Raw genomic sequence first — 17,685 nt, forward strand, 5'->3', positions numbered from 1 at the left:
GCGTGCCGGCGGCTGTTCCGGGGGAGTGTGTCCGGAGTGGTCGATCGCTGTTCTGTCATGCCCACGTCTGTCTTGCCCACGTCCGGGCGCTGCCGAACGATCGCGAGATTGCAAGGCGGGACATGTCTTTGCTCAGAGACCCCGGCAGACGCCGGCGTCGCAGACGGTCGGCCCTGACCAGGGCCGTCGGTACCACCGCCCTCCTGACGGCATCAGCCGTCCTCATGGGCATGATCCAGGCGGTCCCGGTCGCCGCCGACACCGAGCCCGAGACCGACGACCTCACCCAGTACCGCAGCACCATCGGCAGTGACCGGCGGCGTGACCGCTGCATCGCCGCCCTGGCGCTGCACGTCGGCGGTTCCCTGGCGAAGGCCAAGGCCATCGAGGGCCTGACCGGCACGGATCAGCAGCTCAGAGACGTCGCAGTGGCCAGCGAATGGTTCTACGACAGCCCCCTGGTCGCGGCCTCCAAGGCCGACAAGGAGGCGGCGTACGTCTACCGCAACATGGTCACCGAGCGCAATGACGCGCTCGCCACCGCCAACGAGAGCTACTACAGGTCCGCATCGTCCGGCGCCGGCCTGACCCGGTACGCGCCGGAGTTCGGTGCGGACGTCACGCACTTCACCACGACCACGCAGATCGAACTCGGCTATCGCGTCGGCGAGATCGACATCAGCAAGCCCAGCGCCGAGGCGCTGGAGCGCGTGAAGGTCCTCGCCGAGGAGAACAAGGGCAAGGACGCGCTCCACGACTGGGCCGCGAACTCCCTGCTCAACTACAGCAACGTCGGCAACAGCGCCCGCACCTCCAGCGACATCGCGGCCTACCTCAAGCGCGGCGGCTTCCCGACCGTGGAGCCCGCCAAGGACTCGCCCGAGTACCGGGTCGAGGTCGAGGACATGAAGCAGGCCTGGGCCGCCTGCGACTACCAGAACCCGTGGGACCCGTCCCGCAAGCTCAACCAGCCGCTCATCAGCGCGATGCTGGAGTGGGAGCTGGAGTACGCCGGTCAGGCCGGCCAGCGCGCCGTCATCGTGCGCGCGGAGGCCGACTCCTCGGCGGCGGCCCGCGAGGCCACCGACGACCTGATCGAGGCCCTCGGACAAGCCTGGCTCGCCGACCAGATCCTGAAGTGGCAGAAGTACTGGCGCGACACCATCGCCAAGTGGCCCGGCTACTTCAGCGACGAGCCGGACAAGGCCGCGTTCGACAGGTCCGACGCGGACCTCGCCCGCTACCGGGGCAACGTCGCCGCCCTCGTCGCATCGGCCAAGGCCCAGTCGGCCAAGGCCGCCACCGCCGCCCAGGCGGCCGTGACCGCGCAGCAGGCTGCCTGGGCCGTCGCCGACACGGCCCACGTGCCGCGCGGCCGGGGCCTGATGTACGCACAGCAGTCCGTGCAGGTGGCCCGTGCCTCCGCTGCCGCTGCCGCCGCCGCGACGAAGGCGACCGAGACCACCCTCGCCTCCGCCAACGCCACGGCGGCCACCAGCGCCGCGCTGCTGGCCAAGGCGCAGACGGAGTCGCGCGCGATCGACACCGAGTTCCGCCGGGTCGCCGCCGAGGAGGCCGCCGCGCAGGCGAAGGTCGCCGCGGACAGTGCCGAGGCGAACGCCACGGCCGCGACGGAGAGCGCGAACACGGCGAAGGCCGCGCGCACGACGGCCGAGCAGAAGCGCGACAAGGCGAAGACCGCCGCCGAGACGGCCGCCGCCGAGCGGGCCAAGGCGCAGGCGGAGCAGGCCACCGCGACCGCCTCCCGCACCAAGGCCGCCACCGAGCGCGCCAAGGCCAAGGCGGCCGAGGAACGCGCCGCCGCGCAGCAGACCACCGCCACGAGCGCGGGTACGGCCGCCGGGACGGCGTCCGCCGACGCGACAGCGAAGCGCAAGGTCTCCGACGAGAAGGCGAAGGCCGCGCAGGGCGCACGCGAGAAGGCGATCGCCGCACTCCAGGCGAAGCAGGCCACCGCGGCCCGCGCCGCCGCCCTTGAGGCCGCCGCCACCGCCGCCGAGGGCAGCGCCGCCGCCACCGAGACCCGGACCGCGGCCACCAGCGCCCGTACGGCCGCGAACCAGGCCGCTCAGGCCGCGACCGCCGCCCAGACCGCCGCGGACACGGCCACCACGGCCGCCGTCACCGCGCGCACCGCCGCCACCACCGCGGAGGGCGCCGCCGAGCGCGCCCAGGCCAGTGCCGACACGGCCTGGTCCGCGTACTACGCCTCCCAGGGCGAGGCTTCCACGGCGCACGCCGCCGCGGCCACCGCCCTCGACGCGTCGCAGGACGCCGCGATCCGCGCGGACAACGCGGCGACGGCTTCGGAGAACGCGACCGAGCTGGCCAAGAAGGCCCAGGAGGAGTCGGTCGCCGCCGGGACCAGCGCCACGGAGGCCGTGAAGTCGGCCGCGACCGTGGTCGGCCGTGCCTACGCGGCCGGTCAGGCAGCCCTGGCAGCACGTGACAGTGCCACGGCGGCCATCGCCGCGGCCGACGCGGCCGTCTCCGCCGGTACCCCGTACCAGGAGAAGGACAGCGCGGCGGCCTTCGCCGTACTGTCCGGGCAGTCGTCGAAGACGGCCGCCGAGCAGCAGGTCGCCGCCGCAGAGGCGAAGGCCACCGCCGCTGCCGCCGCCGCGGAGTCCGCGCAGCAGACCGCCGCGCAGGCCACGGGCGACGCGAAGCTCGCCGCCGAGGCCGCCGCCCGCGCGGCGAGCGATTCGGCGCGTGCCGTCGAGGCCGTCACCCGCGCCCAGGGAGCCGCCGCGCAGGCCACCGACGCCCAGAAGGGCGCGAAGGACGCCTCCGACGCCGCCGCGGGCCACGCCGAGCAGGCCGGGAACGACGCCGTCAGTGCCCGCACCACCGCCGGTGCGGTGAGCGGCATCGCCGCCGAGGCCGAGCGCGAGGCGACCGACGCCGAGCGGCACGCCGCCGAGGCGAACGAGAAGGCCGGCCGGTCCTCCGAGGCCGCCGAGGAGGCCGCACGCAAGGCGGCCGAGTCGGAGAAGGACGCCAAGGACGCCGAGGACAAGGCGACCGACGCGGCGGGCGACAGCTCGGCCGCCGAGGAGGCCGCGAAGAAGATCGAGCGCGAGCAGCGCGAGAAGAACGAGGCCGCGCACCAGGAGGCCCTGGAGGAGGGCACCACCCCCATCAAGGGCGGCGCCTCCAACTGGCCCGCGCTGGGTGAGCGCGAGGAGAAGATCCTCCTCGACAACTGCGGCCAGACCTGTGTCGACGACTACCGGAAGGGCCTCGCGGCCGTCTCCGTGAACGTCGTCGACTGGGCGACCGCCAACGGCGGGCAGATCCTCTTCGAGCAGCTCGACGCCGCCAAGGCCAAGGACTGCCTCGCGTCGAGTGACGTCGACGACTGCCTCTGGGCTCTCGTGGACATCCCGTCGTCCTCGGTGATCGTCGGTCGTATACCCGCGCTCGCGGTGGCGATCGAGAAGGTCTCCGACGGCATGCGGAAGATCTTCCGCGACGCCGACGACGCGCTGCGCCGGCTCAACGAGCTGACGTCCGTCATCAGCGCCGTCCGTTCCACCCCGCGTCTGGAGCGCTGCATCACCGGTGTCGCCCTGCACGCGGGCGGCGCCAGGACGAAGGCCGTGGCCATCGACGGCCTGACCGGGGGCAACGCGCAGCTGCACGCCGCCATGGGCGACCTCACGTGGATCTCCTTCACGCCGCTGGGGCAGGCCAACTCCCAGGACAAGAACGCCGCTTACGAGTACATCGACGCCATCGCGGCGCGCAAGGCCGTCCTTGAGGACGCCAACCGCCCGTACGCGATGAGTTCGTTCAGCGACGAGATCACGCTGCACGCACCTCAGTTCGGCGCCGAGATCATGGCGTTCACGTACTCCGCGCAGCCGAAGCTGTCCGCGCGTCTCGGCTGGGACGCGCACACCAACCCCAGCGCCGAGGCGATCGCCCAGGCGAAGGCCGTCACCGAGCAGAACCGTGGCAAGGACGACTGGCACGACTTCGCGGCGGACTCCCTGCTGCGCGGCGCCGGCCCGACCAACACCATGTTCTACGGGGGCACCACCTCCACCGACATCGCCACCTACCTGCGGCACGGCGGCTTCCCCGCCAAGAAGGTCACCGACGGCACGCCCGAGTTCCGCGTCGAGGTCGAGAACCTCAAGCAGGCGTGGGCGACGTGCAACCACGGCGACCCCGTGGACCCGCGCAACGCCCTCAGCGAGGTCGTCTCGCAGGCCTCGGCCGAGTGGGAGGCGGAGTACGCCGGGCAGAACACGCAGCGCGGGCTGATCATGCGCGCGGAGGCCGACGCCGCCGCGGCGACGAAGGCCGCCACCGACAACATGGTCGAGGCCATCGGCCAGGCGTGGCGCGCGGAGCAGATCCTGCTCTGGCAGAAGTACTGGCACGACCAGCTCGCACGCGACCCGAACCACATCCTGAAGCCGAAGCAGGCGCTGTTCGACCAGGCCAATACGGACCTCACCAAGGCCCGCGGCAAGGTCCAGGCGCTCGTCACCAAGGCCAAGGACCAGGCCGCTCTGGCCACCGCCGCCGCCCAGCGCGCGGTGACCGCCCAGCAGGACGCGTGGACGATCGCGGACGCCTCCGAGGTGCCGCGCGGCCGTGGCCTGATGTACGCCCAGCAGTCGGTCCAGGTCGCCCGCGCCTCCGGCGCGGCCGCCACGGCCGCCGCGAAGGCGACGGAGACGGCGCTGAACGCGGCGAACGCCACGGTCGCGACGTCCCAGACGCTGCTGGCCCTGGCGCAGACCCAGGCGCACGCGGTGAACACCGAGTTCCGTCGTATCGCCGCCCAGGAGGCCGCCGCCCAGGCGAAGGCCGCGGCGGACAGCGCGGACGAGCAGGCGGCCGAGGCCGAGGCGAAGCTGAAGATCGCCCAGGAGGCCAAGGCCACCGCGGAGAAAGAGGAGCAGGAGGCCAAGCAGGCGGCCGCCACGGCCCAGGCCAAGCGCGCCGAGGCCGAGCTGGAGCGCGCCAACGCGGCCGCCCACCGGGCCACCGCGGAGCACGAGCGGGACAAGGCCAGTGCGGCCGAGGCCCGAGCGCAGGCGGAGAAGGGCAAGGCCGCCTCCGCCCGCTCCGACGCGACGACCGCCGCCGACGGGGCCGCGCTCAAGCGGGCCGACGCGGAGGCGTCGGAGGAGCAGGCCAGGCTGGCCCGTGACCGCGCCGTCGAGGCGGAGCGCACCAAGAGGGCGGCGGACTCCAGGGCCGCGGCCCTCGAAGCTGCGGCTGCCGCCGCCGAGGGCACCGAAGCCGCCACCGAGACGCGGCAGTTGGCGACCGAGGCGCGTGCCGCCGCCAACACGGCGACCACCGCCGCGACCAACGCCCGTGCGGCGGCGAACGAGGCGACGACCGCAGCGGTCGACTCCCGTGCGGCCGCTACCCGGGCCAAGGGTGCCGCGGACCGTTCCAAGGCGGCTGCCGACGGCGTCTGGGCCGCGTACGCGACCGCGATGGGTTCGGCGGCTGCCGCCCACGCGGCCGCTGCCACGGCGATCGACGCCTCCGAGGGGGCGGCGCAGAACGCGCGGAACGCCGAGGCGGAGTCCAGGAAGGCGTCGGCCGCCGCGGCCGTCGCGAAGCAGGAGGCCGCGGCCGCGCACACCGAGGCGGTCCTGACCGCCGAGTGGGCGGCGAAGACGGCCGGTCACGCGTACGCCGTCGCCCAGGCGGCGAGCGCGGCGCGGGACACCGCGAACCAGGCCGTCAAGCCGGCCAAGGACGCCATCGCCATCGGCTCTCCGTACCAGGAGACCGACGCGTCGGCGGGCTTCGCGGTCCTCACCGGCCAGAGCGCGCTGACCCTCTCGGAGCAGCAGGCCAAGGCCGCCGAGGCCAAGGCCGTCCAGGCGGCGGCGTACTCGGCGGAGGCCCAGCGTCTCGCCGACCAGGCCGCGGCCGACGACAAGCTGGCCGCCCAGGCGGCAGCGGCGGCGGCCAAGGACGCGGAGCGAGCGGCGAAGGCCGTGAAGCGCGCCCAGGCCGCGGCGGTGGAGGCGGCCAAGGCGGCCAAGGCCGCTCAGGCCGCCGCCAAGCGGGCCGACGGCTACGCCATGCAGGCGGGTTCCGACGCCATGGCCGCGACGTCCGCCGCCAACGCGGCGATGGGCGACGCGGTCGCGGCCGACGGCGCGGCCACGGAGGCGGAGAAGGATGCCTCCAGTGCTCGTGCGGCGGCGACCTCGGCGGAGAACGACGCCGCGGCCGCCCGCTCCTCGGCCACCCAGGCCGAGAGCGACGCGGACGCGGCCGAGACCGCCGCGGCGAACGCGCACACGCTCGCGAAGGAGGCCGACGAGGCCGCCAAGCGGGCGGAGGAGGAGGAGCGCAAGCGCCTCCTGGAGCAGCGCGCCGAGCACGTCGAGGACGGCTCCCTGGTCACCGGCCAGGAGCTGACCCCGACGATCGAAGAGCTGCTCATGCAGATGTGCGGCCAGACGTGCGTCGACGAGTACAAGGCGGCCAGGGACCTGGCCGGCGGGGACATCGTCGAGTGGGTCAAGGCCAACGGCGGCGCGATCCTCCTTGAGCTGTTCGGTCTCGCCAACATCAAGGAGTGCCTGTCCACCTGGGACTTCGAGGCCTGTGTCTGGGCGCTCGTGGACGTGGCGGGGTATCTCGTCCCCGTCCTGAAGATCCCCGCGGTGGCGAAGGCGCTGTACCGGATCGGCATGGCGCTCGACAAGTTCTTCGACGCGGCGAAGTACGCCAAGAAGCTGATCGAGAAGTACCAGGGCTTCCTGAAGAAGGTCAAGAACTCTCCGGTCTGCCTGGTCAAGCCGAAGTCCCGGGCGTCCAGCACGGCGTCGTACGGCAGCGGCTCCTACAGCACCGCTCTCTACCGGACTCCGTCGTCCGGCGAGGCGTCGTCGTTCAGCACCGTCGGCAGCCGTCCCAGCGACGACTGGTGGCCGGACGACTACAAGGACGACACCCCCGTCGACCCGAAGGACTTCTTCCCCGACGACTACGTCGACCCGAAGGACGTGGCCAAGGATCTCGGCGACTGGGCGTCGATGCCGGATCTGTGCGAGCCGGTGGTGATCGGCCCGTCGTTCACGAAGAACATCAGGAGGTACCACTTCGAGGGCGGTGACAAGGTCGAGCCTGACAAGGGCATCTGGAACAACGCGCTCTCCGACGGAGACATCGTGACGGTCTTCCTGATGGCGGCGGTCAAGTGCGCCGGCAAGTGGACGGTGTCGAAGTCGGTGGCGAACAACCGCGTCTGCGTCTTCGATCCGGGACTCGGCAAGATGATCGGCAAGAAGAAGCCCGGCGGAGACGACACGGAGCTCGTCGAGGTGGTCGTGTCCGTCTACGGTGTCCCGATCACCATGTACCCGAAGTAGTCGGACCAGCGAGGAGGGAACGAGAAATGGGCCGTCTTGGGGTCCGAGTGCTCGACCTGGCGCAGGACATCCAGTCCCGGTTCGAGGACGACGAAGAGGAGAGCATGCTCCACTTCTGCATCGAGGCGCCGGAGACGGCTGTCCGCTGGGGAGTGAGTGGCTACGGCGAGACGCTCTTCAACTCCAAGCAGGCGGAGCAGCTTCTCCGGGAGTTCGATGAACTCCCGGAGGAGCGGCGAACGCCCGTCCTCCGACGACTGAGGGAGAGCACGCTGTGGGTCTACCGGAGAAGTGGATACCTCCAGTTCCTCGGTGACTGATCCGCTGCACTGATCCGCTGCACTGATCCGCCACTCGGATCCATCGCACTGATCCATCGCACGGCAGCGCCCGGCCGGGACCTTCCCGGCCGGGCGTTCGCGCGTCTGGACGCCGTCCCAAGAGGTGCTTTACGGCGGGTAACAACATGATCAAAAGGTGGCGCGCTTTGTCCGCCCGTGGGGTTTGGTGCGCCATTGGTGAAGATTATTTGATCTTCCCGCGCGGAACCGTGCGTGACATGGTCGCCGGGTAAGCGGCAGCGCCAGCTCGTGGGGGAGACGAGCGCGCCGGTAGTTGCCGTATCCAGGGGGATCCTGCCCGGTCGGCGAGCCGCCGTCTGTCATGCCCATGTTGGGATGCTGCCGAACGATCGAGAGATTGTCAGGCAGAACATGTCATTGCTCAGAGACGCCGGCAGACGCCGGCGTCGTCTACGGTCCGCCGTGGCCAGAGCCACCGGCGTGGTGGCCCTCGTCACCGCCTCGGCCGTACTGACCGGCCTCGTCCAGGCCGTGCCCGCCGCGGCCGATACCGCGCCCGAAGAGGACACCGGTTACAACCGCAACACCATCGGCCAGGACCGGCGGCTCGACCGCTGCCTGACCGGAGTGGCGCTGCACGTCGGCGGCCCCCTGATGAAGGCCAAGGCCATCGAGGGCCTGACCGGCACCGAACAGCAGCTCCGCGACACCGTCGGCGACCGCGCCTGGATCGGCTACGGCCCCCTCGGTCAGGCCGCCGACGCCGACGAGGACGCGTCCGGCGTCTACTCCGCCCTGAACAGGGATCGCACCACCGCCCTCGACGACGCCAACAAGCCCTACCGCGAGTCGGCATGGGCCAGCGACGACATGGAGTGGCACGCGCCGAGTTTCGGCGAGGACGTCACCCGCTTCGCGCTCGTCGCCCAGACGCAGCTCGCCTGGCGCCTCGGCAAGGACGAGCACAGCAAGGCCAGCCCCGAGGCCGTCGCCCGCGCCAAGGCCGTCATGGAGGAGAACCGCGGCAAGGACGACTGGCACGACTGGTTCGCGGACTCCATGCTGCGGGACAGCGAGGTCAGTTGGGACTACTTCGGTGGTACGACCTCCAGCGACATCGCGTCCTACCTGCGGCGCGGTGGCTTCGCGAAGGAGGCCCCCGCCAAGGACTCCCCGGCCTACCGCGTGGAGGTCGAGGACCTCAAGCAGGCCTGGGCCGCCTGTGACTGGCAGAACCCGGTCGACCCGCGGCGCACGCTCAACGAGCCCGTCATGAACGCGATGGTCGAGTGGGAACAGGAGTACGCCGGGCAGGCGACCCAGCGTGCCACGATCATCAAGGCCGAGGCCGAGGCCTCGTTGGCGGCCCGCGAGGCCACCGACCAGATGGTCCAGGCCATCGGCCAGGCGTGGCGCATCGACCAGATCCTGACCTGGCAGAAGTTCTGGCGCGACAGGATCGCCCAGCATCCCGGCTACTTCAGCGATGAGCCCGACCAGGCGTTCTTCGACAAGGCCACGGCCGACCTGGCGCAGGTCCGTACCGACGTCGCCGCCCTCGTCACCTCGGCGAAGGCGCAGGCGGCCAAGGCCGCCGCCGCGGCGCAGAAGGCGACGACGGCGCAGCAGGAGGCGTGGGCCGTCGCCGACACGGCCCACGTGCCGCGCGGCCGGGGTCTGATGTACGCGCAGCAGTCGGTGCAGGTCACCCGTGCCTCCGCCGCTGCCGCCACGGCCGCCGCGAAGGCGACCGAGACCGCGCTGAACGCCGCGAACGCGACGGTCGCCACCAGCGACGCGCTGCTCGCGAAGGCGCAGACGGAGTCGCGCGCGATCAACACGGAGTTCCGCCGCGTCGCCGCCGAGGAGGCCGCCGCGCAGGCGAAGGCCGCTGCGGACAGTGCCGAGGCGAACGCCACGGCCGCGACGGAGAGCGCGAACACGGCGAAGGCCGCCCGGACGACGGCCGAGCAGAAGCGTGACAAGGCGAAGACCGCCGCGACCACCGCCGCTTCCGAGCGGGCGAAGGCGCAGGCCGAGCAGGCCACCGCCGTCGCCTCCCGGGCCAAGGCCGCCACCGAGCGCGCCAAGGCCAAGGAGGCCGAGGACCGTGCCGCCGGTCAGCAGACGACGGCGAGGACCGCAGACACGGCTGCGGAAACGGCGACCACGACTGCCACGGCGAAGCGGAAGCTCGCCGACGAGAAGGCGAAGGCCGCCCAGACCGCGCGCGAGAAGGCGATCGAGGCCGTCCGGGCGAAGCAGGCCACCGCCGCCCGCGCCGCCGCCCTCGAAGCCGCCGCCACCGCCGCCGAGGGCAGCGCCGCCGCCGCCGAGACCCGCGCCGCCGCCACCACGGCCCGTACGGCCGCGAACCAGGCCGTCCAGGCCGCGACCGCCGCCCAGACCGCCGCCGACCAGGCCACCACGGCCGCCGTCGGCGCGCGCACCGCCGCGACCACGGCGGAGGGCGCCGCCGAGCGCGCCCAGGCCAACGCGACCAGCGCGTGGTCGGCGTACCGAGGCTCCCTCGACGCGGCTTCCACCGCGCACGTCGCCGCGGCCACCGCGCTCGACGCGTCGCAGGACGCCGCGATCCGCGCGGACAACGCGGCGACGGCTTCGGAGAACGCGACCGAGCTGGCCAAGAAGGCCCAGGAGGAGTCGGTCGCCGCCGGGACCAGCGCCGCTGAGGCGGTGAAGTCGGCCGGGACCGTCGTGGGCCGCGCCTACGCCGCCGGTCAGGCCGCGCTCGCCGCCCGCGACAGCGCCACGGCCGCGGTCGCCGCCGCCGGTGACGCCGTCTCGATCGGTACGCCGTACCAGGAGAAGGACAGCGCGGCCGCGTTCGCCGTGCTGATCGGTCAGTCGTCGAAGTCGATCGCCGAGCAGCAGGCGGCGGCAGCAGCGGCCAAGGCCACCGCCGCCGCTGCCGCCGCGGAGTCCGCGCAGCAGACCGCGGCGCAGGCCACGGGTGACGCGAAGCTCGCCGCCGAGGCCGCCGCCCGTGCGGCGAGCGATTCGGCGCGTGCCGTCGAGGCCGTCACCCGCGCCCAGGCCGCCGCCGTCGAGGCCACCGACGCCCAGAAGGGCGCGAAGACCGCGTCCGACGCCGCCGCGGGCCACGCCGAGCAGGCCGGTGACGACGCCGCCTCCGCCCGCCTCACCGCGGACGGCGCGAGCAACGCCGCCGCCGAGGCCGAGCGCGAGGCGACCGACGCCGAGCGGCACGCCGCCGAGGCGAACGAGAAGGCCGGCCGGTCTTCCGAGGCCGCCGAGGAGGCCGCGCGCAAGGCGGCCGAGGCGGAGAAGGAGGCCAAGGACGCCGAGACGAAGGCCGGCGACGCGGCGGGCGACAGCTCCGCCGCCGAGGAGGCCGCGAAGAAGGCCGAGCAGGAGCAGCGCGAGAAGAACGAGGCCGCGCACCAGGAGGCCCTGGACGAGGGCACCACGCCCATCAAGGGCGGCGCCTCCAACTGGCCGGTCCTCGGTGAGCGCGAGGAGCAGATCCTGCTCGACGCGTGTGGCCAGACCTGTGTCGACGACTACCGGAAGGGCCTCGCGGCCGTCTCCGTGAACGTCGTCGAGTGGGCGACCGTGAACGGCGGGCAGATCCTCTTCGAGCAGCTCGACCCGGCGAAGGTCAAGGAGTGCCTGGCCGGTTACGACGTCGAGGACTGCCTCTGGGCGCTCGTCGACATCGCCTCGTCGTCCGCGATCGTGGGCCGCATGCCCGCGCTTGCCCAGGCGATCGAGAAGGTCGCCGACGGCATGCGGACGATCTTCAACGACGCCGACAACGCCCTGCGCCGGCTCAACGACCTGGCCGCCGTCATCCGTGACGTCCGCTCCACCCCGCGCCTCAACCGGTGCCTCGCGGGAGTCGCCCTGCACGTGGGCGGCGCCAAGACGAAGGCCATGGCCATCCAGGGCCTGACCGGCGGAAACGACGGCCTGGAAGCCGTCATCGGCGAGCGCGGCTGGATCGGGTTCATGCCCCTGGGGCAGGCCAACGACCAGGACCGCGAGGCGGGTTACGCCTACCTGGACGCCTTCGCGGCCCAGAAGGCGATCCTGGAGGACGCCAACCGGCCGTACGCGATGAGCTCGTTCGACGACGGGATCACGCTGCACGCACCGGAGTTCGGCGCCGACATCAGCGCCTACACCTACGCCACGCAGGCGAAGCTGGCCGGCCGCATCGGCTGGGACGCGCACACCAACGCGAGCCCCGAGGCGATCAACAAGGCCCGGCAGATCACCGAGCAGAACCGCGGCAAGGACGACTGGCACGACTTCGCGGCCGACTTCATGCTGCGGGACTCCAACGTCGACAACACCCGCTTCTTCGGCGGCACCACCGCCGCCGACATCGCGATCTACCTGCGGCACGGCGGCTTCCCCGCCAAGAAGATCGCCGAAGGCACGCCCGAGTTCCGCGTCGAGGTCGAGAACCTCAAGCAGGCCTGGGCCACGTGCAACCACGCGGACCCGGTCGACCCGCGCAACGCCCTCAGCGAGGCCGTCTCGCAGGCCTCGGCCGAGTGGGAGACGGAGTACGCCGGGCAGGCCGCCCCGCGCGCCGTCATCATGCAGGCGGAGGCCGACGCCGCCGCCGCGACCCGCACCGCCACCGCCACCATGATCGAGGCCATCGGCCAGGCGTGGCGCGCCGACCAGATCCTGCGCTGGCAGAAGTACTGGCACGACAAGCTCGAAGCCGACCCGAACCACATCCTCAAGCCGAAGCAGGCCCTCTTCGACAAGGCGAAGACGGACCTGGCGAACGCCCGGGGCAAGGTCCAGGCGCTGGTCACCAAGGCCAAGGAGCAGGCCACCCTGGCCACCGCCGCCGCGCAGCGCGCGGTGACCGGCCAGCAGCAGGCCTGGGCCATCGCGGACGCCTCCGAGGTCCCGCGTGGTCGTGGCCTGATGTACGCCCAGCAGTCGGTCCAGGTCGCCCGTGCTTCCGGCGCGGCCGCCACGGCCGCCGCGAAGGCGACGGAGACCTCGCTGAACGCGGCGAACGCCACCGTGTCGACGTCGGAGGCGCTCCTCGCCCTGGCGCAGACCGAGGCGCACGCGGTGAACACCGAGTTCCGCCGGATCGCCGCGCAGGAGGCCGCCGCCCAGGCGAAGGCCGCCGCGGACAGCGCCGACGCCTACGCGGCCTCGGCCGCGGCGAACGCCGAGAAGGCCAAGAAGGCCAAGGAGACCGCGCTCGCGGAGGAGGAGGACGCCCGCAAGGCCGCGGCGAACGCCCAGCAGCAGCGCGCCGTCGCCGAACTGGAGCGCGCCAACGCGGCGGCCTACCGGGCCACCGCCGAGAGCGAGCGGGACAAGGCGGCCGGCCACGAGGCCGACGCCGTCGCCCAGGGCCGGATCGCGTCCGACGCCAGGGTCTCCGCCGAGGCGGCGGGATCCACGGCCTCCTCCAAGCGGGCCGTCGCCGAGCAGGCGGAGCGCGACGCGGTCGCCGCCCGCGACAACGCCCTGGAGGCCGAGCAACGGCGGGACTCGCTGAACGCGAAGGCGGCGGCCATGGAGGCCGACGCCGCCGCCGACGAGGGTACGGACGCGGCCGAGGGCTCCCGGGCCGCCGCGACCGAGGCCCGGGCCGCCGCGAACACGGCGACCACGGCGGCCACCAACGCGCGTGCGTCGGCGAACGCGGCCACGGCCGCCGCCACCAACGCCCGCGAGGCGGCCACCAAGGCGCAGGGCTCCGCGTCCCGTGCCAAGGCGGCGGCCGACAGCGCCTGGTCGTCCTACATGGTCGCGGCCGGTTCCGCCGCAGCGGCACACGCGGCCGCGGCCGACGCCATCGACGCCTCCGAGGCGGCGGCGGCCGACGCCAAGGGCGCCAAGGAGCAGTCGGAGAAGGCCTCCGCGGCGGCCAAGGTCGCCAAGACGGAGGCGGCTGCCGCGCGCAGTGAGGCGCTGCAGACCGCTGCCTGGGCGGCGACGACGGCGGGCAAGGCCCTCGCGGCCGTGCAGTCCTCGCTCGCGGCCCGTGACTCCGCGGCCGCGGTGAACAAGCCGGCGAACGAGGCGATCTCGCTCGGCGGCCCGTTCCAGGAGGTCGACAGCTCCGCCGCGTTCGCGGTGCTGACCGGCCAGCAGTCGCTGACGATCGCGCAGCAGCAGGCCGCCGCCGCGGCGGCCACGGCGAACCAGGCCGAAGGGTTCTCCGCCGAGGCGCAGGCCCTGGCCGCGCAGGCGGCCGCGGACATGAAGCTCGCGGCGCAGGCCTCCGCGGCAGCGGCGGCCGACGCCTCGCGCGCGGCCAAGGCGTACCAGCGGGCCCAGGCCTCGGCCACCCAGGCCGCGAAGGACTCCAAGGACGCCCAGGCGGCGGCGGGTCGTGCCGACGGCTACGCCATGGCGGCCGGCGAGGACGCCCTGGCGGCGTCGTCGGCGGCGATGGACGCGCAGGCCGACGCCAACGCGGCGGACGCGGCGGCGACCGAGGCGGAGAAGGACGCCGCCAACGCCCGTGCCGTGGCCACCAAGGCCGAGGAGGACGCGGCCAGCGCCCGCGCCACCGCCACCAAGGCGGAGGAGGACGCGACGGCGGCCGAGACGGCCGCGGCCGGTGCCAGGGACGCGGCGGAGGAGGCCCAGGCCGCCGCCGACCGCACGGAGCGGGGCGGCAGCAGCGAGCAGATCTCGCAGGGCGTCACCACCGGCATCAGCGACGTGTGGGCGGTCCTCGACCACATCGAGTACATCGGTGAGCCGAAGAACGTCAAGAAGGACAACTGCAACCCGATCGTGCACTTCGGGGACTGCAAGATCACGTCCGACGTCACGTACAAGTCGCACGTCGACGTGTACATGTGCATGGTGTCGTGGGAGTCGTACACGGACGCGGGCAGCTGCCCGGCCGCCGAGACCTACTACCTCGGCCCCGAGGTGACGAAGGCCGAGACGAAGACCCTCACCACCACGCTGACGATGGCCGAGTTCAACTCGGGCATCGATCCGGTCGAGATCCTGCTCGGCGACTTCATCGGCTGCGCGAAGCTGCTCACGCCGGGTGTCTCCGGCGGCAGCTGGGGCGACTGCGCCTGGGCGGCGAGCTGGTTCGTCGGCGGCGTGATCTTCCGGTCGGCGAAGGCCGGCGTGATGGCGCTGGACGCCGCCATGAAGACGGGCATCGGGTTCATCGACGCCTATCGGGCGCTCCGCACCATCGGTCTGACCGAGGCCGCCGTCCAGGGCATCATCAGCCGCCTTCTCCGGAAGCTCGGCGACGCGTGCGAGGCGGCGAACACCGGGACCTTCAAGCTCGCGGCGTTCTCCGTCGCGGCGGCCGACGACGACGTCGTCAAGGAATGCACCAAGATCCTCAGCGGTCTGGTGAAGGACGGCGATCACATCGCCCTCGGGGTGAACCCCCACTCGGACGATCTGGCCAGGGCCGTCGGCGCGGAGACGTTCAACAACAAGGCGTTCGGGGCCAACCTCCCGGCAGCCATGGGGATGGGGGAGCGCCCCATCTGGACGGTGGGTGTGGAGCGAGCGGTGGTCAACCCCAACGTGGAGCTCTCCGTGACCCTGGACGGTGTCGCCGGTGCCAAGAGCGCCGACGAGGCGCTGACCCTGCTTCTGCAGCGAGGGGACACGATCCCGAACAGTGACTGGGAGCTCATCCGGAAGTCCGGCTGGGGAACCGCATGGGAGATGGTCAAGGTCCGTGCGGCCCTCCGGATGGAGTACCGCAAGTGGGCGTCCATCAAGTGGTACATGATCAAGCTCGACGATGCCGGCAAGCCGGTGCTCGACGCGACCGGCAAGCCGGTGTTCGAGCGGGTGTTCCCGACGAAGTTGACGTACGCCAACGGAACGCCCGTGGACTAGCCAGAAGAAGATGGTGGGCATGACAGATTTCATCCGGGAGGGGCGGCTCTTCAGAGTCGTCGCGTTCCTCCCCTCGCACCGCGTGCTCTTCCTGGCCAGTGAGGCCACACTGGTGGACGGCACCACGACGAAGGTCGAGGTCTCCTTCGGGCATGTGGAACTGATGTTCCTCAAGCCCTTCTACCGGAACGGACTCCACATTCGGCGCGCGTCCGCCGCCGAGTTCGGCGTGCTCAGCGAACGGCACGGCATTCCGGCGGAGGACGCCGCCTACACCTGGATGCTGGATCCGGACGGCGAAAGCTTCGTCGTCGGCTCCCAGCCGAACTGGCGGGAGGCGGAGTACGAGCTGATGGGTGAGCGGGAGTCGTTGTACGACGGGCCCTGGCCGCCGGAGTTCCCGGCGGAATCGGGGAATGTCGGCTGACCGTCAAGAAGAAGGGGGCCGTCCCCGGTGCGGATGCACCGGGGACGGCCCCTCTCCGTTTCCGCGGCGTGCGTGTCAGCCCGTCGCGTCCGCGAGCCGCTTCAGCTGGGCCTTGATCACCGGCTCCGGGATCGCGGCCTTCTTCTGGTCCAGCATGTTCACGCCGTAGAACGCCGCGATGACGCCGCCGCTGCGGACGACCGTGTACGTCATGGGCACCTTCTGCTTGCCGATGTCGCCGGTGATCCGGTAGCCGACGGCCTCGTCGCCGAGCTTCGGCGCCGGGAGGCTCTCGACCTTGCCGTACGTGAGGCCCAGGGTCTTGAAGCCCTTGGGGCAGTCGGCGACGGCGGTGCGGAGTTCCTTCATGACCCGGGTGGCGTTGTCCTCGGAGTGCGAGGCGAGCCACATGGAGCCGACGGTCGCGTTGGTGGCCTCGCCGGGCTGGAGGGAGCGGTGCACCGTGCTCACGGCGGGGATGTGCGTGAAGCCGCCGATGAGGCTGGCGAGCGGCTGGCAGGCCTTCTTGTCGGCCTCCATGCCGCGGCCGGCCTCGACCTCCGCCTTGGCGATCTTCTTGGCGTCGAAGCCCGCGGTCTTCCCGGTGATGGCGGCCTTTTCGAGGGCCTTTCCGTCGAGCGCCCCGAGGCGCTTCGCCTCGGCGGCCTCTTTCTCCTCGGGGCTCTGCTTGCCTTTCGCGCCGGCGCTTGCGCTCGCGCTCGCCTTCGGATTCTTGCCGTCGGAATCCGACGATTCGCCACTGCACGCGGACATCGCGAGAAGGGCCGGTATGACGGCGGCAATAGGGAGGGCCCTGCGCAGTTTCATGGACTTTCCTGGCATCTCTCGCTGACGAAGAATGAGCGGAATGATCTTACCGACGGTAGAGGGGCCCGCTCATTACGTTTTGACGTCGAATCAGCCGGTGCTCAGCCCGCGTCGGAAATGTCCGTGAGTTCTTTGAGTTCCCTTTCCATGTTCTCCCGCGCCTTCTCCTCCCACACCGCCGCGCCGTACGGCGTGTGGAAGAGGCGGGGGAGGGAGAGGAGCTGGCGGAGGACGGCCGCGCGGCCCGCCCGGAAGGCGTCCTCGGGGACGAAGGCGTACTCCTCGCGGACCGCCGCCGTATACCCCCTGTAGGTATCGGGGGCGGTGGCGAGGATCGCGAGGTCCGCGTCGCAGAGGGTCTCGCCGTTCAGGTCGCCCCCGTCGGGGTCGTGGGAGGCGGTCAGACGGACGAGCCGGGCCACCTCCCGCACCTCATGCACCGTCAGGCCCGCCTCGGTCAGGGCCCGTTCGGCCAGCGCGGCCGAGCGCTCCTCGTTCTCGGAGCGGTCCGGCCGGTAGACCGCGTCGTGGAACCAGGCGGCCAGGCGGACGAGTTCCAGCTCGCCGCCCTCCCCGCCCTGGTCGGCGAGTTCGTCGATGCGGTCGAGGACCGCCCGCAGGTGGTCGACCGTGTGGTAGCGGCGCTGCGGCTCGGCCCAGCGGGCGAGCAGGTTCCGGCCGTACGGGGCGGGGTCCGGGCCCTCGTGGCCGGACCGGGCGGCGCGCAGGGTGGCGTTCCAGCGCTGGAGCAGCTCGGGGTGTTCCTCGGCGGTCATGGGGGCATTCTGCCCGGCGCCGACCTCGGAGTGGGGGAGTCCGGTCCGCCCTCACCTCACTCTTACATACCCCCCATGGGTATGCTACGGTGCTCCGCGAAGGT

The 17,685-nt window shown here is 72.3% G+C and carries 6 protein-coding genes; 4 read left to right on the forward strand and 2 right to left on the reverse strand.

Annotation, left to right across the window (positions count from 1 at the left end):
* Positions 1-122: 122 nt before the first annotated feature.
* The 4 genes from ACZ6K0_RS00935 (at position 123) to ACZ6K0_RS00950 (ending at position 15,977) form a co-directional block, all read left to right on the forward strand.
* Complete coding sequence (locus ACZ6K0_RS00935; RefSeq protein ID WP_469229040.1) at positions 123-7,385, forward strand: polymorphic toxin type 27 domain-containing protein; 7,263 nt, start codon at positions 123-125, stop codon at positions 7,383-7,385.
* Between the two features lie 47 nt (positions 7,386-7,432).
* Complete coding sequence (locus ACZ6K0_RS00940) at positions 7,433-7,705, forward strand: hypothetical protein (RefSeq protein ID WP_125752832.1); 273 nt, start codon at positions 7,433-7,435, stop codon at positions 7,703-7,705.
* A gap of 444 nt (positions 7,706-8,149) precedes the next feature.
* Positions 8,150-15,550, forward strand: coding sequence for a polymorphic toxin type 27 domain-containing protein (locus tag ACZ6K0_RS00945; protein WP_469229042.1), 7,401 nt, complete (start codon positions 8,150-8,152; stop codon positions 15,548-15,550).
* A gap of 19 nt (positions 15,551-15,569) precedes the next feature.
* Positions 15,570-15,977, forward strand: a complete 408-nt coding sequence (locus tag ACZ6K0_RS00950; protein WP_376395757.1) for a hypothetical protein — start codon at positions 15,570-15,572, stop codon at positions 15,975-15,977.
* A gap of 75 nt (positions 15,978-16,052) precedes the next feature.
* On the opposite strand, the gene ACZ6K0_RS00955 is transcribed toward ACZ6K0_RS00950, so the two are convergent.
* Complete coding sequence (locus ACZ6K0_RS00955; protein WP_469229044.1) at positions 16,053-16,805, reverse strand: hypothetical protein; 753 nt, start codon at positions 16,803-16,805, stop codon at positions 16,053-16,055.
* A gap of 101 nt (positions 16,806-16,906) precedes the next feature.
* Positions 16,907-17,581, reverse strand: coding sequence for an HD domain-containing protein (locus tag ACZ6K0_RS00960; protein ID WP_376395763.1), 675 nt, complete (start codon positions 17,579-17,581; stop codon positions 16,907-16,909).
* Positions 17,582-17,685 lie beyond the last annotated feature (104 nt).

The organism is Streptomyces sp. NPDC042346 (assembly GCF_055581845.1).

Coding starts and splice junctions, on each gene's coding strand:
- ACZ6K0_RS00935 (WP_469229040.1), top strand. CDS start 123: ATGTCTTTGCTCAGAGACCCCGGCAGACGCCGGCGTCGCAGACGGTCG.
- ACZ6K0_RS00950 (WP_376395757.1), top strand. CDS start 15,570: ATGACAGATTTCATCCGGGAGGGGCGGCTCTTCAGAGTCGTCGCGTTC.
- ACZ6K0_RS00955 (WP_469229044.1), bottom strand. CDS start 16,805: ATGAAACTGCGCAGGGCCCTCCCTATTGCCGCCGTCATACCGGCCCTT.
- ACZ6K0_RS00960 (WP_376395763.1), bottom strand. CDS start 17,581: ATGACCGCCGAGGAACACCCCGAGCTGCTCCAGCGCTGGAACGCCACC.